At 61.6% G+C, this 23,039-nt stretch carries 13 protein-coding genes and 1 pseudogene; 4 read left to right on the plus strand and 10 right to left on the minus strand.

Features of this window, described 5'->3' with window-relative positions; translation table 11 throughout:
- On the plus strand, positions 1-112 hold a 112-nt coding region (locus L6D81_RS28645), incomplete at its 5' end, for a transposase (RefSeq protein ID WP_036984840.1).
- 29 nt (positions 113-141) lie between these two features.
- Here the strand turns inward: L6D81_RS28645 and L6D81_RS28650 are convergent.
- The 3 genes from L6D81_RS28650 to L6D81_RS28660 form a co-directional block, all read right to left on the minus strand.
- Positions 142-2,643, minus strand: coding sequence for a TonB-dependent siderophore receptor (locus L6D81_RS28650; protein ID WP_236182906.1), 2,502 nt, complete (start codon positions 2,641-2,643; stop codon positions 142-144).
- Positions 2,644-2,730: 87 nt separating this feature from the next.
- Complete coding sequence (locus L6D81_RS28655; RefSeq protein WP_236182907.1) at positions 2,731-3,732, minus strand: FecR domain-containing protein; 1,002 nt, start codon at positions 3,730-3,732, stop codon at positions 2,731-2,733.
- Positions 3,732-4,232, minus strand: a complete 501-nt coding sequence (locus L6D81_RS28660) for a sigma-70 family RNA polymerase sigma factor (protein ID WP_236182908.1) — start codon at positions 4,230-4,232, stop codon at positions 3,732-3,734. The genes L6D81_RS28655 and L6D81_RS28660 overlap by 1 nt, the downstream gene beginning before the upstream one ends.
- 311 nt (positions 4,233-4,543) lie before the next feature.
- On the opposite strand from L6D81_RS28660, the gene L6D81_RS28665 reads away from it, so the two are divergent.
- Positions 4,544-6,424 (plus strand): methyl-accepting chemotaxis protein, encoded by a 1,881-nt coding sequence (locus L6D81_RS28665; RefSeq protein WP_236182909.1) that lies wholly within the window; start codon positions 4,544-4,546, stop codon positions 6,422-6,424.
- Between the two features lie 59 nt (positions 6,425-6,483).
- Here L6D81_RS28665 and L6D81_RS28670 read toward each other — a convergent pair whose 3' ends face one another.
- The 5 genes from L6D81_RS28670 to L6D81_RS28690 all read right to left on the minus strand — a co-directional run bounded on the left by L6D81_RS28670 (position 6,484) and on the right by L6D81_RS28690 (position 13,543).
- Positions 6,484-6,951: an SRPBCC family protein gene (locus tag L6D81_RS28670; protein WP_085748542.1), complete on the minus strand. Its 468-nt coding sequence runs from the start codon at positions 6,949-6,951 to the stop codon at positions 6,484-6,486.
- Positions 6,952-6,974: 23 nt separating this feature from the next.
- Positions 6,975-10,364, minus strand: a complete 3,390-nt coding sequence (locus L6D81_RS28675) for a non-ribosomal peptide synthetase (protein WP_236182910.1) — start codon at positions 10,362-10,364, stop codon at positions 6,975-6,977.
- Positions 10,365-10,377: 13 nt separating this feature from the next.
- Positions 10,378-11,307 carry a diiron oxygenase gene (locus tag L6D81_RS28680; protein WP_085608526.1) on the minus strand — a complete coding sequence of 310 codons (930 nt, stop codon included), beginning with the start codon at positions 11,305-11,307 and terminating at the stop codon, positions 10,378-10,380.
- On the minus strand, positions 11,304-12,077 hold the full coding sequence (locus L6D81_RS28685) for a DUF3050 domain-containing protein (RefSeq protein WP_236182911.1): 774 nt from the start codon (positions 12,075-12,077) through the stop codon (positions 11,304-11,306). Before L6D81_RS28685 ends, L6D81_RS28680 begins: the two co-directional genes overlap by 4 nt.
- Before the next feature lie 755 nt (positions 12,078-12,832).
- Positions 12,833-13,543 (minus strand): GntR family transcriptional regulator, encoded by a 711-nt coding sequence (locus L6D81_RS28690; protein WP_236182912.1) that lies wholly within the window; start codon positions 13,541-13,543, stop codon positions 12,833-12,835.
- Positions 13,544-13,737: 194 nt separating this feature from the next.
- On the opposite strand from L6D81_RS28690, the gene lapG reads away from it, so the two are divergent.
- Positions 13,738-14,430, plus strand: a complete 693-nt coding sequence (lapG, locus tag L6D81_RS28695; RefSeq protein ID WP_236182913.1) for a cysteine protease LapG — start codon at positions 13,738-13,740, stop codon at positions 14,428-14,430.
- A gap of 14 nt (positions 14,431-14,444) precedes the next feature.
- Positions 14,445-16,391 (plus strand): cyclic di-GMP receptor LapD, encoded by a 1,947-nt coding sequence (gene lapD, locus L6D81_RS28700; RefSeq protein ID WP_236182914.1) that lies wholly within the window; start codon positions 14,445-14,447, stop codon positions 16,389-16,391.
- 58 nt (positions 16,392-16,449) lie between these two features.
- Here the strand turns inward: lapD and L6D81_RS28705 are convergent, their stop codons facing one another.
- Entirely contained in the window at positions 16,450-16,788 is a 339-nt protein-coding gene (locus L6D81_RS28705; RefSeq protein ID WP_039773037.1) for a hypothetical protein, read from the minus strand.
- A 147-nt stretch (positions 16,789-16,935) separates the two neighbouring features.
- Positions 16,936-23,039: pseudogene (locus L6D81_RS28710) on the minus strand (LapA family giant adhesin); the annotation flags it as partial.

A 23,039-nucleotide genomic window follows, 5' to 3' on the forward strand; every position in this document is an offset into this window, starting at 1 on the left:
GCTGGAAGGCATAAACAATCGAATAAAGGTCATCAAACGGATGGCGTACGGTTACCGGGATAGCGAATTCTTTTTCATGAAGATCAAGAGCGTGTTTCCCGGCAATCCGTGATGAACCTTTTTTATGCACAAGATAAAGGCTTAGAACTGGTAACTGACCGTGGCGGCGACGTTGCGCTCTTCGCCCATGTAGCAGAAGTCGAGACTGGCGCAGGAGGCTACGTAGGATTCGTTGGTCAGATTGTTCGCATTCAGGCGTATGTCGACACCCTTCAAACCGACCTTGCCGAGGTCATAACCAATCGATGCGTCGAACAATGTGTAGGACGGCACCTTCATCGTGTTCTCTGCATCCGCCCAGCTATAGCCGACATAACGCACACCGCCACCCAATCGCAGGCCATCGAGCGCAGCACTGTTGAACTTGTAGTCCGCCCATAGCGATGCCATGTGCCGCGGCGCCTGGGTTGGCGAGTTGCCCTTGTTCTCGATCACATTGGCCGGTGTGCTCAAGGTGCTGATCATCGACTTCGAGTATTCAATGTCGGTAAAGGTGTAGCTGCCGAGGACTTTCAGGTTATCGGTCAACTGCATGTGCGCTTCCAGTTCCAGACCCTGGGAGCGGACAGCGCCTACAGCGCGATAGAAGTTTTCCTGCGGCAGTTTGGTCGCCAGGTTCTCCTGATCGATGCGGAACAAGGAGGCGGTGAACAGATTGTCGGTGCCCGGCGGCTGATACTTCAGGCCCACTTCCCATTGTGTGCCGTCGGTCGGTGCGAGCGGATTGCCGGCGCTGTCCGCGTAGGAATTCGGGTTGAACGATTCGGAATAGCTGACGTACGGCGCGAGGCCATTCTCGAACAGATACAGTGCGCCGGCGCGACCGGTGAGCTTGGTGCGTCGATCGTTGATCTCGGTCCCGACCGGACGGCCCACTTCGGCGATACGGTTTTCGTCGGAGGTTTCCACCCAGTCCTGACGCAGTCCCAGCGAGAAGCGCCATTTGTCCATCTCGATCAGGTCTTGCAGGTAAACGCCGGTCTGCTCCAGGCGCCGCAGGTAGCTGGTCTCGCCGTACGGCGTAATAGCGGAATTGCCATACACCGGGTTGAACGCGTTGATCGGCGCCAGGCCGCCGCTGGTCCAGTCGACCACGGTTTTACGCCGCTGGTAATCCGCCCCCATCAGCACCGTGTGCTTGGTTGCACCGGTAAAAAATTCGGCCTGGAGCATGTTGTCGACGATGAACGCATGCAGGCGCTCGTCACCGCCGGTGTAGTAGCGATTCAGTTCGTTGCTGGTCGGCGACGTCCAGCCATAGGCGTACACCTGATCCATGTTCACTTTGGAGTCGAGGTAGCGGAAGTTCTGTCGCGCGGTGAAGACGTCGTTGAAGCGGTGTTCGAACTGGTAACCGAACGACTGCTGATCACGGGAGTAACCGTCGATGCCCGGCTCGCCTTCAAAGAAGTGCGGCGAGATGCGATTGCCGTTGCGCTGATGAATCGTGCCGTCGGCCGGCACGCCGCCGTGGTAACCGCCATCGGGATCATGTTGCAGATACGCTTGCAGAGTCAGCGACGTGTCCTCGCTGAAATCGATGCTAACGGTTGGCGCGAGGGCGAAGCGCTTTTCCTTGTTGTGGTCGAATTGCGTGTCGGATTGATCCGTCAAACCGATCAGACGATAGGCGATGCGCTTGTCGTCATCGACCGGTCCGCTGAAGTCAAAACCGACACCGCGCTGGCCCTGAGTGCCGACCGTGGCTTGTACCTGGTGATAGGCTTCGTACAGCGGCTTCTTGCTGGTCAGCGCCACCAGACCGCCCGGCGAGCTGCGGCCGTAGAGCACCGACGACGGGCCCTTCAGAATATCGACACGCTCAAGGAAATAGGGGTCGACCTGCATGGTGCTGTAGGTGCCGCTGTCGCCCATCGACTTGAGGCCGTCCAGGTAAATGTTGTCCACCGAGCCATCGTTGAAGCCGCGCATCGCCACGTAGTCGTAACGGTGTGTGGCGCCGTAAGGGTTGGTCAGAACGCCAGGGGTGTAACGCATGGCTTCGGACACGGTTTGCGAGCCCTGGTCATCCATTTGTTCGCGGGTGACCACGGACACACTTTGCGAGGTTTCCAGCAAAGCGGTGCTGGTCTTGGTGGCAATCTGGCTGTGCGTCGCGTTGTAGCCGTCCATGCTGCCCAATGCGTTGCCGAGGGCGAAGCCTTTGATGTCGGTGGTCGGCAGGGCCAGCGCTTTGGTTTCTGCGACCGAGCGCAACACATAGCTGCTGCCGTCCTGGCTGATCGCCTCCAGGCCCGAGCCGCCGAGCAAATGGCTCAGGGCCTGATCGGCCGAGTACTCGCCCTGCACACCCGGTGACTGCCGGCCCTGGGTTTGCTGCGGTGTCATGGACAACGTGATGCCAGCCTGACGCGCGAACTGGTTGAGCGCATCGCCCAGCGGTCCGGGGGCGATGTTGTAGCGGTGGCTGCTGACCTCGCTGGCATTGGCCGCGATGCTCAGGCTCGGCAGCACGCCAATGCCCAGTGCAGTAGAAAACAGCGCCGCCCGAACGGCGTGACGCAACAGGCCCGATTCGGCAGAGAAATTCAGAGGGTTCTTACAGGTAACGCGCGCAGTCATTGTCGGTTTCCGTAGGCAGTCGCGAAGGCTGAGTTGAAATGCTTACTGACTAAGCCGGACGTGCCGCGAAAACCCGCCAGAATACTTTCAGACCACCGACTCCAGCGTCACCCACCAACGCGTGCGGTAGCGCACTTGCACCGGCAGGGTCTGCGGCAGGATCGCCAGCAGTTTGTCGGTGTCCTCAAGACGGAACACGCCGGAGAGGCGCAAATCCGCAATGTCCGACGCACAGTTCAGAAAACCCTGGCGATACCGGCTGACTTCGCTGAGGAAGTCGCCCAGCCGCATGTTGCGCGTCACGATCAGTCCGTCGACCCAGGCACCGGTGTCCATGTCCAACGGCGGCGCGGGACGTATCTGATGGTGATCGATCAGATAGCTCTGGCCGGCGATGGCCTGCGTCGAGTTGCCAGCGGAATGAATCGCGACCCGGCCACTGGTGACGCTCAGGCGCGTGCAACCCGCTTCCTGGCGCAGAATGAATCGCGCCTTGAATGGTTCGTAACTGCCATGACGACTCTGCACCCGCAGCGGTCGATCAAATGGCGCACCTTCATCGGCCCCGCCACAGGTGACGATGATTTCGCCGTGGGTCAGTTTGATCAGCCGTTGTTGCGCGGTGTAATCGAGGTCCACGCTGCTGGCGGTATTGAGTTCGACCCGCGTGCCGTCCGGCAACTGGAAGCCACGGCGCTCGCCCGTGGCGGTGGCGTAGTCGGCGCTCCACGGTTGCCAGGTGGAGGTGTCGCTGGCCAGCCATCCCGCCGAGCCCATCAGCAGCGCGCTGGACAACAGCTTCAATGCCTGACGTCGCCCCAGCCCCTGCGCACTGTTTTCCAGCGTGTTGAACGCCACCTGCGCACCGGGCACGGCGCGCAGATTGTGGGTCAGTTCGGCTTGCAGAGATTGCACCCGTTGCCAGGCCAGTTCGTGATCATGGTGTTCGGCGCGCCATTGTTCGCACTGGTGATTCAGGCGCGGATTGCCATGGTTATTGCGCAGACGCAGGAGCCAGTGAATGGCCTGTCGTACGACCTGCTGCGGTGGCTCGGCGCGACGCCCGAGTGAGAGGTTATCCACCGGCATCAGCTTTCGTACCGCAATACATAGCAGTGAAACAGGGCGTCGGCGACGTAGCGTTCTACCGAGCGCAGGGACAGCCCCATCTGCTCGGCGATCTGCTTGTGCGTCAAACCTTCGCACTGAGCCAGCAGAAATGCCTGACGCACTTTCGGCTTCAAGCCTTCGAGCATGCGCGCAATGCCCTCAAGCAGTTCGATCACCAAGGCGCGGGATTCGGCACTCGGGGTTTCGGCTTCAGGCAAATGGGCGATGGTTTCCAGATACGCGCGTTCGATTTCCTCGCGGCGCCAATGATCGATCACCAGTCCTCGGGCAATCGTGCGCAGGAACGCGCGGGGTGCCTTGAGTTCCAGGCGCTCGGTGCGTTGCAGCAGGCGCACGAAGGTGTCCTGGGCCAGATCCGCCGCGTCGGCGGCATTGCCCAGCCGCGCGCGCAACCAGCCGTTGAGCCAGCCGTGATGACTACTGTAAAGCGCCTGTACTGCAAACTCAGGTGAGGACATGAACGCGACAGCCCGAACGTCACAAATGATAATTAGTCGCATTGTCATCAAGGGTTACAGAATTTGCAACCGGCGCTGCAAAACGGTCATCAAAAAATCACAAGCGAACGCTCTGGCACGCCGTTCGGCGGGAATCTGGTGCAAATGCCGTCCATTTCCCACAACGCCCTAAGTTTTCTCCGATACGTGCCGACAGACTGGTGAGACATGCGTGCACCAAAGTAGAGCAGCCGTCAGAACGCTGCCTGCGCTGTACATGGAATGTTGCATCCGGAACGCATCCCCACTTTTCGCATAAGAAGTCCCCTGAAATGAATCTCAAGTTCAGCCATAAAATCCTGCTGGCCGCCTCGGGCGTCGTGGTCCTGGCGTTCGCGCTGTTCACGTTGTACAACGACTATCTGCAGCGAAACACCATTCGCCAGAACCTCCAGTCCTCGGTCCAGCAGGCCGGTGACCTGACCGCCAGCAGTGTGCAGAACTGGATGAGCGGGCGGATTCTGGTACTGGAAAACCTCGCGCAGAACGTTGCTCATCAAGGCAAGAATGCAGACTTCCCGGGCCTGGTCGATCAACCGGCCTTCACCTCGAACTTCCAGTTCACCTACGTCGGCCAGGCCAACGGTGTGTTCACCCAGCGCCCTGACGCGAAGATGCCGGACGGCTACGACCCGCGTCAGCGTCCCTGGTACAAACAGGCCGTGGCCGCTGACCAGACCATGCTGACCCCGCCGTACATGGCTGCCGTTGGCGGTCTGGTGGTGACCATCGCCATGCCGGTGAAAAAGAACGGCGAGCTGCTCGGCGTAGTGGGCGGTGACCTGAGCCTGGAAACCCTGGTGAAGATCATCAACTCGGTGGACTTCGGTGGCCTGGGCCACGCGTTCCTGGTCAGCGGTGACGGTCAGGTGATCGTCAGCCCGGACAAAGACCAGGTGATGAAGAACCTCAAGGACATCTACCCGAACGCTGGAGTGCGCATCGAGAAGGGCAACCAGAACGTGGTGCTCAACGGCCAGGAACGCATCCTGTCGTTCACTCCGGTCAGCGGTCTGCCGAATGCCGAGTGGTACATCGGTCTGTCGATCGACCGCGACAAGGCCTACGCCGCGCTCAGCCAGTTCCGTACTTCGGCAGTGATCGCAATGTTCGTCGCAGTGGGTGCGATTGCGGTCTTCCTGAGCCTGTTGATCACCGTGCTGATGCGTCCGCTGATCACCATGGGCCGTGCGATGCAGGACATCGCCCAGGGTGAAGGCGACCTGACTCGCCGCCTGGTGGTGGAAAGCAAGGACGAGTTCGGCGAACTGGGCAGTTCGTTCAACCAGTTCGTTGAGCGGATTCACGCCTCGATTTCCGAAGTATCTTCGGCGACTCGCCACGTGCACGACCTGTCGCAACGGGTGATGGCATCGTCCAACGCCTCGATCATCGGTTCCGATGAGCAAAGCGCGCGCACCAACAGCGTGGCGGCGGCGATCAATCAGCTGGGTGCCGCCACCCAGGAAATTGCCCGTAATGCCGCCGATGCTTCGCAACACGCCAGCGGCGCGAGCGAGCAGGCCGATGACGGTCGTCAGGTGGTCGAGCAGACGATTCAAGCCATGACCGAGCTGTCGCAGAAGATCAGCCTGTCGTGCACCCAGATCGAAACCCTGAATGCCAGCACCGACAACATCGGTCATATCCTCGATGTGATCAAAGGCATCTCCCAGCAGACCAACCTGCTGGCGCTCAACGCGGCCATCGAAGCGGCCCGTGCCGGTGAAGCCGGACGCGGTTTTGCAGTGGTGGCGGACGAGGTGCGCAACCTCGCTCACCGCACCCAGGAATCGGCGGAAGAAATCCACAAAATGATCACCTCGCTGCAGGTCGGTTCCCGTGAAGCGGTGACCACCATGAACGCCAGTCAGGCGTCCAGCGAAGAGAGCGTTGAAGTGGCGAACCAGGCCGGTCTGCGTCTGGTCAGCGTGACCCAGCGCATCGGCGAAATCGATGGCATGAATCAGTCGGTGGCCGCCGCGACCGAAGAGCAGACCGCCGTGGTGGAAACCCTCAACGTCGACGTCAACCAGATCAACCTGCTGAACCAGCAGAGCGTGGCCAACCTCAATGAAACGTTGAAGGATTGCGATGCGTTGTCGCAGCAGGCCAACCGTTTGAAACAACTGGTCGACAGCTTCAAGATCTGATCGCTTGCGGTCAAAAAACAGCCCGCTGCGGAGTGATCCGCAGCGGGCTTTTTCATGCCTTACACAAACAGCTTCAGCACATTGCCCATCGCATCATCGGCAAAGCCCTGCACGAAGTCCTTGAACCCCGGCAGCGCCTCGGGCCCACCGCTGGCCGGCTCGGCAATGATCGTCCAGGTCGCCCGCGACTTGCCCGCGCCCAACGATTCCACATTCATCGCCGCCCACAGATTGGCCACGCCCAGCGTGTTGTAGATCGTGGTCCAGGTCATGCTCAGCGCCTGGTCGTCCCGGGAATTGAGTTGCTCGACCACGACGTTGCCATCCTTGAAGAACTTCTTGCGCAGCGAAGACACGCCTTCGCCGGTCATTTCGATGTGCGACAGGGCCGGAATGAAACGGTCGAAGCCGTCGAATTTGCCCACCACTGCCCACACCTGTTTGGCGTCCACCGGCACTTCCACCGAAGACACGACGTGACAGCCGTGAGGGTTTTTGATCAGGGTGTCGGGTTGCAGATTGCTCATGGTGTTGCTCCTTGGTGGTTGACTCAGATGAAGTTGATTTCTTTCAGGTAGTCGCAGCCTCGACGCAGCAGCGCCGGGGATTTTTCCGGGTAGTGCGCGCCCATCTGCTGCACGCCGGCCTGGGCGTTGGCATGGCCGATCAGGGAGATGTCGCCGATGTCTTCCTCGAAGCCGTTGAGGTAGAAACCGAGCACGCCGAACAGCGCGTTATCCGCATCGACCCGGCCCAGTTGCTGCTGCCAGTCGGCGACGCTGACCAGCGCAAACTCGCTGCCGGTTTCGCGGAACGACGCGACGTAGGCATCCCAGCTCAGAGGCTCCGGGTTGTGCAGGTTGAACACCGCTCGTTCGGGCGAATAACGGCTGGCGTGGAAGGCGATGAAGCGGGCGAGGAAGTCCACCGGCATCAGGTCGAAATTCAGCGCGAAGGCCGGCACCTGACCGAGCTGGATCGAGCCCTTGAGCATCAGCATCAAACGGTTCTTGTGTGGCTGGCAGACGCCGCTGAGGCTGTTGAAACTGATGTTGCCGGGCCGATACAGATTGACCCGTACCCCACGCTCCCGGGCCCGTTCGAGGATGCGTTCGCCGACCCATTTCGACAGGTTGTAGCCGTTGCGGATGTAGATCGGCGGCGTCGGTGCGGCGGGCAATTCCAGCACCCGGCCCGCGTCGTCGACGGTGCTGGAGGCCGACAGCGTCGAGACGAAGTTGAACACCTTCTTGCTGCGCCCTTCGCACAGCCGCAGCAGGTCGAAAATCGGCTCGACGTTGTCCGCCGCCAGCGACTCGTAATCGAGCACGTGATTGACGTTGGCGGCGTTGTGCACCAACGCGCCGAATTCGCGATCCAGTCGCTCGAAATCCTCATCGGCCAGGCCCAGTTGCGGCCGGGTGATGTCCGCCGAATAGACCCGCACCCGACTCAGGTCCAGATGCTCCAGCCGGTTCTCTCGCAGCGCTTGGGCAAAGCGTTGCGCTGCGGTTTGCCCGCCGCCTTCGCGCACCAGGCACGCCACCTCGCTGGCGCCCCACCCCAGCAGCGCCTCGACGATGTGCACACCGACAAAACTGTTGGCGCCGGTGACGATCACCTTGTGCACATCGCCCATGCGGCTGATCGGCAGCGGCTCGATATCCAGCGGTCGCTGCGCGTCGGTCATCGCCTGGGCGCTGAGCACTGCGCTGTCATCGGTGCCGCGCACCAGCGTGGCGAGCTTGGCGATGGTCGGCAGTTCGATGAAGCGGTTGATCGAAATGCTGCGACCGAATTCCTCCCGCAGACGCAGGAGCATGCGTGACAGCAGAATCGAGTGACCGCCGAGATTGAAGAAGCTGTCGTCGGTGGAAATATCGCTGGTCGGCAGCTCCAGCAACTCGCCCCAGATCTCCAGCAGCAGTGCTTCGTCAGCGTTGGCGGGCAGGCATTTGGGGCCGCTGTCCTGCACGCTGACCGGCAATTCCAGCAAGGCTTTTCGGTCGACTTTGCCGTTGGCGGCGAATGGCATGTTCGGCAGTTCTGTCCATGCCACCGGTTGCATGTAGTCGGGCAAAAACTGCTGCGCGTGAGCTTTCAAAGACTCGCGAGCAGCATCCGATTGCGGCTGGGCGAGGAACGCCAGAATCCGCCGCTGACTGTCGATCACTACGGCGATCTGCCGATACAGCTGACTCTCGCGCAGGCAGCGCTCGATTTCCTCCGGCTCGACCCGGAAACCGCGAATCTTCACCTGATTGTCGCGGCGGCCACACAGCTCGATGCCTTCCTCGCCCCACTTGGCCATGTCGCCGCTGCGGTAGGCGCGCAGATGCTGGCCGTCCGGCAACGCCAGATCCAGATAGCGCTCGGCGGTCTGCTGTGGATTGTTCAAGTAACCCAGGCACACACCGGGGCCGACGATGAACAGTTCGCCCACCGTTTGCTCCGGCACCGGTTGCAGATCGTCATCGAGGATCAGCACCTGACTGTTGGCAATCGGCCCGCCGAGGGAGCGATTGCTGTCGCCTGGTCGCAGTTGCCGCGCGGTAATCAGCACCGTGGCTTCGGTGGGGCCGTAGAGGTTGTGCAGCTTGCCCTGGCGGGTCAGTTGCTCGATCACGAACGGCTCGCACACATCGCCGCCGGTCATGATCTGCCCGACGCTCTGCAGTTGCTCCAGCGGCAGGATGCTCAACAACGCCGGCGGCAGGAACGCGTGGGTCAGTTGCCGGCGGCGGATCAGCGCCACCAGCTGCAGCGGATCGCGCCGCTGGTTGTCGTCGGGCACCACCAGTTCCGCGCCTTCGAGCAAGGTCGGGAAGATGTCGATCAGCGACGAGTCAAAACTCAGCGACGAGAATTGCAGTACCCGGCTCTCGGCCCGCAACTGCGCGTAATCGGCGTACCACGCGGTGAAGTGCGCGAGGTTCGCCTGACTGAGCAGCACACCCTTCGGATGCCCGGTGGTGCCTGAGGTGTAGAGCGCCATGCACGGCGCATCGAGCTCGAGCGGGTGACGCAGCAACGGTTGCGACAGATCGACGTCCGTGCGGTTGATGCGGCAGACGTCCAGACCCGGCATCGAACCGCTCAGTGGATGTTCGCCGTCGTGCAGCAACACCATCGCTCCGGCGTTTTCCAGGATGTACTGCTGGCGCTGAAACGGATGGCTCGGTTCCAGCGGCAGATACACCGCGCCGCTGCCGAGAATTGCCAGGATCGAAGCAAACAGCGCATCGCATTTCGGCAGGCAAACCCCGACCACCCAGGGTTGCGGTTGTGTCTCCAGCATGGCCAGCAACCGTTGCTGGATCGCCCGGCTGTGATCATGCAACTGGCGGTAGCTGATCGACTGCTCGGCGAGGTGCAGCGCCGGGCGTTCCGCGTGCTCGATCAGACTCTGTTGCAGCCGCTCGATCACCGGGATCTGCGCCTGTTGCAGCAAGGCCGGATCGGCCGTGGCATTCAGGCGATGGACGTAGGCCAGGCTGTCGAGAAACAGCAGGTTTTCCACCTGTTCGAAGTCCGGCGCACGGGCCGCTGTCGCGTGCTGGAAATATTCGGCGTCGCGGGAGAAACGGCTGACCAGCAGCGCCACTTCGTCCACCACCTGCGCCAGTGTTCGCTGGCGCAGGGCCTGACCGTTGCCGGAAGGCTCGTCGGCGATCGGCACGCGACTCAGCAGCGCCGTGTTGCACAGGCACAGCAGATCGAGCACCGGCAGTCCGCCGATGCCCGTTGCACCAATGCCCAGGCGCAAGTTCAACTGCGGTGTGGTGCCGTAATCCTGCGGCGCAAGACGGCCGTCATCGATCACCAGATCCACCGACGGAGCAATCTCCGTCAGCAATGAATGACCGTGTTGTTCGAGCTCCTGCGCCAGGTCGGTCAAGGCCTGGCTGTGGCCCCTCAGCAAAATGTCGAGACGTCTCATGTCAGCCTCCTTGTCAAACCAGGTAGTCGCGCAGGGCGTGCTGCACGCACGGTGTGTCGAGCAGTGAGCTGTTGTGGAAAAACCGCACAATGTTGCCCACCAGCGGGTGGTGGCGATTGATCGGGAAGGCCAGCCCGGCCATCTCGTCTTTCAGTGCGCGGCGGGTTGCCTCGTTGACCGGCAGGGCGTCGATCAGGCGCAGGTCGAAGGACTTCTGGATGTCGTTGGTCAGGTAATGGCCGATGAACACCGGTAGGATCTGCGCAATGCATTCGCGGTCCGCGTCGCTCGCGGTGTGCCAGTAGATGCGCACCATCCGCGCCCAGAAACTCGAGTGCCGGCCCTCGTCGAGCAAGTGGTCGGCCATCAGGCCCTTGATCGATGGCTTGACCGTGTCGTCCCGGGCGAACGCCGCGACATCGCCGGTCACGGTGTTTTCGGCGATGGCCACGCAGATCAGCTCCACGGCGCTGCGCAAGTGTTGCGGGGCCAGTTCGACGGCGGCTGGAATTGCCCGGCTCAGTTCGATTTCATTCGGCAGTTCGATCGGCTCGATGCCGGTCATGGCCACGGTCTGCTGCATGAAGTCCATCGCCACCAGCGCGTGATAATCCTCGTCCACGACGACGGTCATGGCGTCGTAGCGACAGGCGAACGGGAAGGCCACGGCGAAGCGGTTCTTGGCGATGCTGCGGGCGGTCTTGTCGACGATTTCGGTTTCGAAAATCACCACGTCGTTGATGAATTTGTACAGCGTCTGCACCAGGGCGAAATCACGCTGCTCCGGGCATTCGCGCAGGAAGGTTTCGCTGAGCACCAACGGCTGGCGGCTGAGCGGATAGATCAGCCGCGCATCGTCCTCCAGCACGCGGCGCGGCCGGGTGCGGATGGTCGCGCGGCTTTCCCAGGCGTCGGCGAAAGACTGGTAGTCGGCGGCGTTCATCGGGCCACCTCCGCCAACGGTTCGCGCATGCTCAGGCGCAAGCCGTCCCACAGGGAAATACGGCTTTCCACGGCGGCGATGGCGCTGGCATAGACCTCGGCTTCGCGCTGCGGATCGCCGTCCACCAGTCGATCCAACAGTTGCTCTGCCGCCGGGCCGTGGTCTTCGGAGTCGACTTCGATGTGTCGCTCCAGGTAGTAACGGAAGGTCGGCGCCTGTTCGACGCCGATGCCCCAGGCATCGAGCATGCGCTGGAACATGGTCGGGATCACGCTCTCGCGGCCGTGCAGGAATGCGGCAGCCACGCTGTGCCCCGGCGCATGCAGCGCGGTGTGCAACGTGTCACGGACGAACCGCGCAGCGGCCGGATCGACCTCGACGCTTTGCAGGGCGACGTCGTAACTCACGCCCTCCTGCTGCAGCGTCACGAAGCGCTCCACCGCCGTCGTGTCCGCACCGACTTCGCGCATGGCATCGAGGTACAGTTCGAAGTGACTGTAATGCCCGTGTGACAGCCGATCGTCAGATTCTTCCCCGAGCACGATTTCGTTGATCAGTCTTGCTGCGTGCGGGTCGCGCGGTGGCAACCACGGCAGACGGGTGCAAGTCAGTTCCTGCTGCAGGCGCTTGGTCAGCGACATGAAGTCCCAGACGGCAAAAACATGGGACTCCATGAACCGGCGCAATGTCGCCAATGAATCGATTTCGGAGAAGATCGGGTGAACGCTGAGTTGGGCTTTCTTTAGTGTAAGTTGCTCTTTGGTTGGCATGGTTGCGAGACTCTGGCTAATAGGGAATAAGGACTGCTCAGTTAATCGCTAACAACGTTGAACACGTTTCTCCAGGCGAACGACAGCCTCATTCGGTTTCGATGAAAACAGGCAATGTCTGAAGGGCCCGGTACAGCAGCGGATGGACAAACCGCCGATATCCAGGCCGTGGCGCAAGGTTGTGCCGGGTTGGTGATTTCGGATCCAAACTCGGCGAAGAAAAACTAATACATCGCAAAACAACTTAACAAGTTTATTTTTAATTATTTTTAGTTGGCTGTTTTTGAAGTGTGAGTGGGCCTGATAAAACTTATAAGTTAAGTTTTATTTGGGCGTAGTTACTCCTTTCGGCGGTTTATGGCCAAAATTGAACGGCAAGAGTGAATGCCTCACTCGAAGTAACTTTTAAATTAAGTAATTGAATTGATATGAGGGGATGAAGTCGGGCTGTAACGGCGCCGTTTCTTCCTGTTCCCGTGACAAGGCTCCTTCCGTAGGTTCCTGGTGCGGGGACTGCTGCCGGGGCGGCGCGTCCCCGTTCTATATTGGGTTGGCGATTCAAGGGTGCGCGTAAATCGGCGCCGCGGCTATCGTCGAAAATGACTTCCTTGCGGTGCAAATTCCGGGCTGTTCAAAGCAGAAGGGAGGTTAGAGCGCAGGCGTCGATGTGCCACGGCAAATGACCGTGACCGGTGGGGGGGATTTGTAAGCGGGTTATTCGCCGGGTGAGTGGAGGCTCACCCGGGAGGGAGGAGTCAGTGCGCCACTTTGCGGCTTTGGCCGGCGGAGCTGGCCAGGTAACGGGTGATGACCTCGACACCGCGGTTGAGGTGCTGCTCCAGCAGTGTCACGGCATGCGCGGTGTCACGCGCCTTCACGGCCTGCAACAACGCACGGTGGTCGTCCTGGGAGAGCTTGCCCAGGCCCATCGCTTCGAGATTGAAGCGCAGAAAGCGTTCTTCTTCATTCAAGCCGTCCTCCACCAGTCGCAACAGCCGGCCATTGGGCGCCTTGCAGTAGAGCGCCATGTGAAACAGACGGTTGAGCCGACCGATTTCGGTGTAGTCGTGTTCGATTTCCAGCTCTTCGATGTAGCTGGCCGCGCGTTCGTGATCGGCAGGGGTCAGCAGCGGGATCGACTGGCGCAGCGCTTCGGATTCCAGCAGGATGCGCAGCTCGTAGGTTTCCGTTGCATCGCCCTGGATCAGCGGCGCCACCACGGCGCCCTTGTGGGCAATGACATTCAGCAGGCCCTGGGCCTCGAGTTGGCGCAAGGCTTCGCGCACCGGCATGCGGCTGACACCGAACAGGTCGGCCAGATCCTGCTGCCGCACGGCGGTGCCGCAGGGCAGGCGGCCGTCGAGAATCGCGGCGCGCAAGGTTTCCTCGATGACCGAGCGCGCCAGGTGGGCGGGAATCGGGCCGTCGACTTTGATGCTGTGGAGTGGCTTGGGCTTCTGGGTCACAACTGCACACCCTATGACTGCGGTATTTGGATCCAAAGGACACTAGTGATTGCTCTACAGGTTGTCAAACCGTGTAGAAGAACCCTGTCACATCTGAAGTTTAGCGCGCCAGCGATGATCTCAGGGTGCCATTGTTTTTTGCTGGGCTAACCTTCACCATCAAGCGCTTTCCTCTCTACCCTGGATGCCTTGCATTGGCGGTACGTTTCGCGATCCCACGGATTGCGCGCTGGCTTGTCGGCGCGCTGCTGCTGGCCGGCATCATGCTGGGCGGCCTGCATGCCGATTGGGATTTTTCCGCGATCAGCCGCAAGGCCACGGCGTTGTACGGCCCGCTGGGCGCCGGGCAACAGCGGATCGATGCCTGGCAGAATCTGCTGGCCACGCAGAAGCAGGTCAGCGAGATGGAAAAGCTCAAAGTGGTGAACCTGTTTTTCAACAAACAGATGCGCTACGTCGAAGACATCGATCTGTGGCACGAGGTCGACTATTGGGAAACCCCGATCGAAGCCTTGTGGAAAGGCGCCGGCGACTGCGAAGACTACGCGATCGCCAAGTATTTCAGCCTGCGCCACCTCGGTGTGGCCAGTGACAAGTTGCGCATCACCTATGTCAAGGCCCTGCGCCAGAATCGCGCGCACATGGTCCTGACTTACTATTCCAGCCCTGACGCCATGCCGCTGGTGCTCGACAGCCTGATCGACCCGATCAAGCCGGCCGCCGAGCGAACCGATTTGCTGCCGGTCTACTCTTTCAATGCCGAAGGGTTGTACCTGCCGGGCGCCAAGGGCAACAAGAAGGTCGGTGACACCAAACGCCTGTCACGCTGGCAGGATGTGTTGAAGAAAATGCAGGCCGAAGGATTCCCGGTCGAGACGACTAACTAGGAGCACGCGCTCAGATGTCTTTGTTCAAACAGCTGTTGATCGCTATCTGTCTGTTCCTGGTGGTCGCCTTCACCGGCAGCTTCATGGTCAGTCTGGAGAGCTCGCGCACCCAGTACGTCAACCAGTTGCGCTCCCACGCCCAGGATGCGGCCACGGCGCTGGCGCTGTCGTTGACGCCGAACATCGATGATCCGGCAATGGTCGAGCTGCTGGTCAGCTCGATCTTCGACAGCGGTTATTACTCGAGCATCCGCGTGGTCGATTTGAAGACTGACCAGACCATTGTCGAGCGCAACGGCATTCCAGCGGTCACCAACGTGCCGGACTGGTTCGTCAGACTGATCGGCCTGGAACCGGCCGGTGGCGATGCGCTGGTCAGCCGTGGCTGGGAGCAGGCCGCGCGGGTCGAGGTGGTCAGCCACCCGATGTTCGCCCTGGCCAAGCTCTGGCAGAGCGCATTGGGCAGCCTGGGCTGGCTGCTGATCTGCGGTGCGGTGAGCGCAGTGCTGGGCGCGCTGTTGCTGCGTCGGCAATTGAAGCCGCTGGATTACATGGTCAAGCAATCCCACGCCATCGCCCGCCGCGAATTCCTCAGCCTGCCGGACCTGCCGCGCACGCCTGAACTGCGCCGCGTGGTGCTGGCGATGAACCAGATGGTCGAGAAGCTCAAGGCGCTGTTCCAGGAGCAGGCCGAGCGCAGTGAAAAACTGCGCACCGAGTCTTATCAGGACAACCTTACGGGGCTGGCCAACCGGCGTTATTTCGAGATGCAGCTGAATGCGCGGGTGAGCAACCCGGAGCAGGCCAGCAGTGGTTACCTGCTGCTGCTGCGGGTCAAGGATCTGGCCGGACTGAACCAGCGTCTTGGCGGTCAACGCACCGATGAGTTGTTGAAAGCGGTCGGCGAGCAACTGTCCCGCGAGTGCGCCCGATACCCGGAAACCCAGAACCTCGTGACCCGCATTCGCGGCGGTGAATTCGCCGTGCTGGCGCCGGGGCTGACCCGTGAAGAAGCGCTGCAACTGGCACAGAGTCTCGACAGTGCGTTGAGCAGCCTGCATGCGACAGGCGCTACAGACGTGGCAGCCGTGGCTTCTATCGGTCTGGCGCCGTTCGCTCACGGCGACTCACCGCAAGCGGTTCTCAGCCTCGGCGATCAGGCGCTGGCCCAGGCCGAAGGGCAGGGCGAGCAGAACTGGGCGTGCCTCGATCAGAGCCTGGTGGCGGACGTCGGTGATGATCACCACGCCTGGCACCGCTTGCTCGATCAGGCCTTGAACCAGCGGCGTTTCGAGCTGTTTTTCCAGCCAGTGGTGGCGGCGCAGGACACGCAACTGGTGCTGCATTACAAAGTGCTGTCGCGTTTGCTCGACGAGCAGGGCCAGACCATTCCCGCCGGACGCTTCCTGCCGTGGCTGGAGCGCTTCGGCTGGACCGCGCGGCTGGACCGGTTGATGCTTGAGCAGGTGCTGGAACAAATGGCCGGCCATGAACAATCCCTGGCGCTGAACCTGTCCTCGGCGACCCTGGCCGATCCGCAGGCGTTGAACAAAGTGTTCGAGATTCTGCGGGCGCATTCCAACCTCGGTGCGCGCCTGACCCTGGAAATCGGCGAGGAACAATTGCCGGAACAAGCGGTGCTGGAGCAGTTGACCCGGCGTTTGCGCGAACTCGGTTTCTCCCTCAGCCTGCAGCGCTTCGGCGGGCGGTTCAGCATGATCGGCAACCTGGCCCGGCTGGGGCTGGCGTACCTGAAGATCGACGGCAGCTACATCCGGGCGATCGATCAGGAAAGCGACAAGCGTCTGTTCATCGAAGCGATCCAGCGTGCGGCGCACAGCATTGATCTGCCGCTGATTGCCGAGCGGGTCGAGACACAAGGGGAATTGTCGGTGATTCGCGAGATGGGGTTGTATGGGGTTCAGGGGCAGCTGTTCGGTGAGCCCAAGCCCTGGAAATAATGCAGCGCCAAACTGATCGTTCCCACGCTCCGCGTGGGAACGATCGACTGTAGGCAGATCAGATCAACCCGCCCTCATCCTCATCAATCAACTGGCTCAACCCGCCCAGCGCTTCCCGCGCCTGGGTCCGGTCCATCAGCTTGGCCTGGGCCGCCGGTGGCAGGTCGGTGACGCGGATCACGCCTTTCTGGGTCAGGACCTGAATCAGGTCGTCGAGTACCCGGATCATTTCCAGGTCGCTCTGCTTGAGCTGTTTGAGGCTGTTCTCCACGGCCTCGTTGGCGTACCAGGCCTGGATTTCGTGGTGGTCGGCCGGCAGCGTTTCCGTGGCCTCGGCGTAGGCCGCAGCTTCCACGCGAATCAACTGACCCTGCGCATCGCGTTGCACGTAAAACATTGAGCATCCCTCGGAAATGGACCAGCGTCATGCTGTCAGCAGCATAGCCAACTGCGCGCGAGTATGCGGTGCGCCGACGAAATCGTCACCGGTTCAAGCGCCGAAAACGCGACGGCCGCCCAATGTGGGGCGGCCATTGTTCACGCATCAGCTGTTGTTGTGGTCGACCTTGATGGTCGGATCACTGCCGGCAATCAGGTTGTGAATGTTGGCCGTGGACCAGTTGTTGCCTTCCAGTTTGATCGTCACGTCCGGTGTGGCGGCTGCGGCATCGCCCGAGTTGAACTTGCCGCCGGAGCTGACTTGCAGCGACGACACGCCGTCGACCGTGGTGATCTTCAGGAAGTTGTCGATGGTGCTGCCGGTCTCGCCCTGCAACAGGTCACGCAGGTCGATACGGTCGCCTTCGCTGGCCTTGAAGTCCTTGATCACGTCGTTGCCGGTGTCGCCCGCCTTCCAGACGAAGGTGTCCGCACCGGAACCACCGATCAGGATGTCGTTGCCCTGACCACCGATCAGTGTGTCGTTACCGGTGCCGCCGAGCAGGATGTCATTGCCCTTGCCGCCGTCGAGCAGGTCGTTGCCGCCCGAGCCGAACAGGATGTCATTGCCCGCGCCGCCCAGCAGTGTGTCGTTGCCGTCGTGGGCACCGGACACATCGAACGCCTGGTAGTGCTCGGTGATGTACTGGTGCACGTTGCTGGTGGTGACTTTGCTGACGTCGACCCCGGTTTCCTTGGCCACGAACGCCTGCATCGCCTGATAACCCTCGCCGGCAATGCCGTTGAAGCTCACCAGGTCGCCGAACAGGATGTCGTTGCCGTCGCCGCCGCTGACCGTGTCGTTGCCCGGCATCGTCGCTTCGGTGTGACCGATGATCGAGTTGGCCAGGTCCTTCGGATCGATGTTGGTCTGTGGCGTCTTGTCCGAATCGTACGGTTTCAGGTCGTTGAGGCTGACACCGTTGTTGAGGCCGATCGCTTCGACGTTCGACAGACCGCTCAGCAGCGCGAAGCCGGCGGCGGAGTTGTCGGTGGTGCTCGACGAGGTGCTGCTGCCGCTACCGGCCAGGCTCGAGATCTCGTAGGTGCCATCACCCTGGGCGTGGATGGTGCCCAGGCTGTTCCAGTTCCAGTAGCCGTTCTTGTACGTCTGCAACACGACCTCGCCGGAGGTGTTGATGCTCAGGTAGTGGGTGCTGTCGATGTAGGTGGCGAAGCTGTTGCCCAGCTTGTAGTTGCTGGTTTTCACCACATCATCGAGCTTCACGTTGCCGTACAGCGTCGGGTTGGTCTGCTCGTTGCTTTGGTAGTAGGTCGGCTGGCCGTCGGTGATGAAGTACGTGAGGTTCTTCGCCCCGGTGTTGGCCAGCGCTTCGGCGCTCTGGAAGAAGTTCGCCGTGGCCTTGAACACGTCCTCGTAGTTGGTGCCGCCGCCGGACGACATCGAGTCCAGCACGGCCTTGAGCAAGGTCAGTGCGTTCGGGTCGTTGAGGTTCACCGACACCGACTTGTTGACCTGGGTGTCGAAGTCCACCAGGAAGATGTTTACCGTTCCCGAGTTGCTGCCGCCCAGGCTCTGCTTGAGGGTGTTGAACACCGATGTCAGCGAGTCCTTGGCCGCATTGATCGACGAGGCGCTCATACTGCCCGAGCTGTCGACCATGAACGCGATGTTGTAGTTGGTGCCCGGCACCACGGTCAGGCCGCCGATGTCGGCAACCATGATGTCGTTGCCGTCGGTGCCGACGAAGTTGTCGTCACCCGAAGTGGCGACCGCCGCGTTATACACCGCCGGGACCACGGTGACCGGGATGGTCGCGGTGGTGCTGGCCGAACCGCCGACCTGTTCGGTGGAGGTCGAGGTCACGGTCAGGTTGAACTGGCCGTTGTAGTAGGTCGGCGGGGTCACGGTCAGGGTGCCGAGGTTCCAGCCGGTGACGTTGGCGTCGCCGCTGGTGGCGGTCACGGTGAAGCTGTGGCCTGCGCCGTCGCTGAGCACCGAACCGACCGGTGCGCCGCTGATCTTGATGCTCAGGGTTTCCGAACCGTCGGTATCGGTCAGCGCGGTGCTGATCGACGACAGTTTCACGGTGGTGCCTTCGGCGCCGGTGTTGAGTTTGTAGCCGTCGTAATAGCCTTCGCCGTTGCTGCCGTGCAGATCGGAGACTGTCACGCCGGCATTCACCAGATCCTGCACGCCGGTGTAGATCGGCACACCGGCACTGCTCAGGTCGATCGGCGTGCTGCCGTTGACCGACAGGTTGACGTCGTAGCTGCCCGGGCCGCTCTGGTTGTGGTGGTAGATGTCCAGGGTGTAGTAGCCGCTGGTGGTCGGAGTGAACGAACCGTTGAGGTTGCCGCCCGCGCCCCACGTCGTGGACGCCACGCTCTTGCCGCCGATGGTCACCAGCAGGCTGTCGTCTCCGGTGCCGCTGAAAGTGTAGGTCTTGCCGGCTTCCAGATAGATCAGGCCCGAAGTCTTCGACGCAGTACCGGCGGTCACACTGCCGTCGGACTGCACGTTGTTCACGGTACCGCTGGTGTTCGGCTTGCCGGCACCGTCGATCACGTTTTTCAGGGTGGTCGAGTTGGCGCCGCTGCCGTCGGTGCCCAGGCCCGACAGACCGGTCCAGACTTCCTTGATCAGCCCGGTGGACTTCACGCTGTTGTCGGCCACCGACAGGGTCGGTGCATCCGCCACCGGGGTGATGTCGATCTTCACGGTGCCGGTGTTGCCCAGCAACTGGCCGTCGGTTGGCTGGAATTTGATCTGCGCGTAGTCGGCCTGGTTGTTGCCAACGCCAGTGCCACCGTACCCGTTCACACCCGACTCGTTGGCATCCGGCAGGAAGCGCAGCTTGCCGGCGTCGATGTCAGCCTTGCTGAAGGTCTGGTTGTTAGCGACGTCTTTCCAGGTCGAACCGTCCAAGTACTGCAGTTTGCCTTCGCCCGGCAGCTGGGTGATTTTCACGCCCAGGCTGCTGGCCGGGCTGTCGACATCGCTGACGCCGAAGGTCGACCAGCCGAGGATCAGCGGGGTGTCTTCGGTGCCGGTGACGTTGACCGGTGCAGCGACCGGCGCGTCGTTGACCGCCACCACGTTGACCGTGGTGGTCGCGGTGTTGGAGTAGTTGCCGCCATCGGTCACGGTCACGGTGATGATCCGTGGCACGGTGCTCGGGTCTTCACTGCTGTTGGTGAAGCTGATGTTCTTGATCGCCTGCATGTAGTCGGCCAGCGTCGCGTTGCCCGACAGGGTCAGGGTGACGGTGCCGTTGGTGCTGTTGGCATTGATGGTGATGCCGTTGACGCTGTTGCCCAGGTTCAGCGCATCGCCTTCCTGACGGTTGGTCAGCACGACGGTGGCGCCGGTCAGCATGGTGCTGTCCGGGTCGGTGATCTTGATATCGGTGTCGGCAATCGACACACCTGCGCCCGGGGTGTTCTCGGTGAAGGTCACCTTGTAGTCGGCACCCGTTGCGCCGCTGGAGTTGTTGGCGTCGAGGTCGATGACCGGCGGTGCATCGTTGTCGATGATCGAGGTGCTGACGCTGCCATTGGTGCTGCTGACCGCCAGGTTTTCGAAGTTGCCACCGGTCGCCGAATCGATCTTGACTACGAAGTTTTCGGTGCCTTCGGTGATCTTGTCGTCGATGGTCGCAACGTTGAACTGCGCGCTGCTGGCACCGGCCGGGATCTTCACGGTGTACACGCCGGTGAAGTCCGAACCGTCGGCGGCGGTGCCGCTATAGACGATTTTCAGGGTGACTTCGGTCTGCGCCGGGTTGGTCAGGCTGACGGTGTAGGTTGCGGTCTGGCCTTCGGTCACCGAGGTGCTGCCGGTGATGCTGACGGTGGTGGTGTCGACGGTATCGGTGACGCTGGTTACCGCTGGTGTGTTGCTGGTCACCAGGTTCTCGAAATTGCCGCCCGTGGCGTTGGTAATCGTGGCCTGTACGTTGCCGGCGTCTTTGTAGACGTCATCGGCTGGCGCAGGAACGGTTACGGTGCCGGTGGTCTTGCCGGCTTCGATGGTGATCACCGAACCGTTGCTCAGGGTCACGGTCACTGGCGAGCCAGCGGCGTTGGTCAGGGTCGCGGTGTAGGTGATCGAACCGCCCTCGGCCACGGTGCCGGTCGCGCTGAGGGACAGGTTGGTGGTGTCGACGGTGTCGGTGACGGTAGTCGAAACCGGGGTTTTATCAGCAACCAGATTTTCGTAGTTACCGCCGCTCACGCCGGTGATCGCGTTGGTCAGCGGTGTGTGACCGGTCAACGCGTCGTTTGGCGCGGTGGTGGTCACGGTGCCGGTGGTTTTACCCACTTCGATGGTGATGCTCTGGCCATTCGACAGGTTCACGGTCACTGGCGAGCCAGTCACCGGCGCGCCCACAGTCGCGGTGTAAGTGACGGTGCCACCTTCAGCGGCTGTTTCGGAAGCGGTCAGCTTCACGGTGGTGGTGTCGATGGTGTCGGTGACGCTGGTCACCGCTGGCGTGGTGCTGGTGACCAGATTCTCGAAGTTGCCACCGCTGGCGTTGGTAATCGTGGCCTGCACGTTGCCGGCGTCTTTGTAGACGTCATCGGCTGGCGCCGGAACGGTCACGGTGCCGGTGGTTTTTCCTGCCTCGATGGTGATCACCGAACCGTTGGACAAGGTCACGGTTACTGGCGAGCCAGCGGCGTTGGTCAGTGTCGCGGTGTAGATGATCGAACCGCCCTCGGCAACCGAATTGGTGGCGCTGAGGGTCAGGTTGGTGGTGTCGACGGTGTCGGTGACGGTAGTCGAAACCGGGGTTTTATCAGCAACCAGATTTTCGTAGTTACCGCCGCTCACACCGGTGATTGCGTTGGTCAGTGGCGCATGACCGGTCAACACGTCGTTCGGCGCGGTGGTGGTGACGGTGCCGCTGGTTTTGCCGACTTCGATGGTGATCGATTGACCGTTGGACAGGGTCACGGTCACTGGCGAGCCAGTTACAGGCGCGCCGACGGTGGCGGTGTAAACAACGTTGCCACCTTCGGCCGCTGTCGCGGACGCGGTCAGCTTCACGGTAGTGGTGTCGATGGTGTCGGTGACGCTGGTCACCGCTGGCGTGGTGCTGGTGACCAGATTCTCGAAGTTGCCACCGCTGGCGTTGGTAATCGTGGCCTGCACGTTGCCGGCGTCTTTGTAGACGTCATCGGCTGGCGCAGGAACGGTTACGGTGCCGGTGGTTTTTCCTGCCTCGATGGTTATCACAGCGCCGTTCGACAAGGTCACGGTGACTGGCGAGCCAGCAGCGTTGGTCAGTGTCGCGGTGTAGGTGATCGAACCGCCCTCGGCCACGGTGCCGGTCGCGCTGAGGGACAGGTTGGTGGTGTCGATGGTGTCGGTGACGCTGGTCACCGCTGGCGTGGTGCTGGTCACCAGGTTTTCGAAGTTACCGCCGGTGGCGTTAGTGATCGTGGCCTGAACATTGCCGGCGTCTTTGTAGACGTCATCGGCTGGCGCAGGAACGGTCACGGTGCCGGTGGTTTTTCCGGCTTCGATGGTGATCACCGAACCGTTGCTCAGGGTCACGGTCACTGGCGAGCCAGCGGCGTTGGTCAGGGTCGCGGTGTAAGTGATCGAACCGCCTTCGGCCACGGTGCCGGTCGCGCTGAGGGACAGGTTGGTGGTGTCGACGGTGTCGGTGACGGTAGTCGAAACCGGGGTTTTATCAGCAACCAGATTTTCGTAGTTACCGCCGCTCACACCAGTGATTGCGTTGGTCAGTGGCGCATGACCGGTCAACACGTCGTTCGGCGCGGTGGTGGTGACGGTGCCGCTGGTTTTGCCCACTTCGATGGTGATCGACTGACCGTTGGCCAGGGTCACGGTTACCGGCGAGCCCGTCACCGGCACACCCACGGTGGCGGTGTAGGTGACGTTGCCACCTTCGGCTGCCGTCGTGGTCGCGGTCAGCTTCACGGTGGTGGTGTCGATGGTGTCGGTGACGCTGGTCACCGCTGGCGTGGTGCTGGTCACCAGGTTTTCGAAGTTACCGCCGGTGGCGTTAGTGATCGTGGCCTGCACGTTGCCGGCGTCTTTGTAGACGTCATCGGCTGGCGCAGGAACGGTCACGGTGCCGGTGGTTTTTCCGGCTTCGATGGTGATCACCGAACCGTTGCTCAGGGTCACGGTCACTGGCGAGCCAGCGGCGTTGGTCAGGGTCGCGGTGTAAGTGATCGAACCGCCTTCGGCCACGGTGCCGGTCGCGCTGAGGG

It is taken from the genome of Pseudomonas sputi (assembly GCF_021603585.1).
GTDB lineage: Bacteria > Pseudomonadota > Gammaproteobacteria > Pseudomonadales > Pseudomonadaceae > Aquipseudomonas > Aquipseudomonas sputi.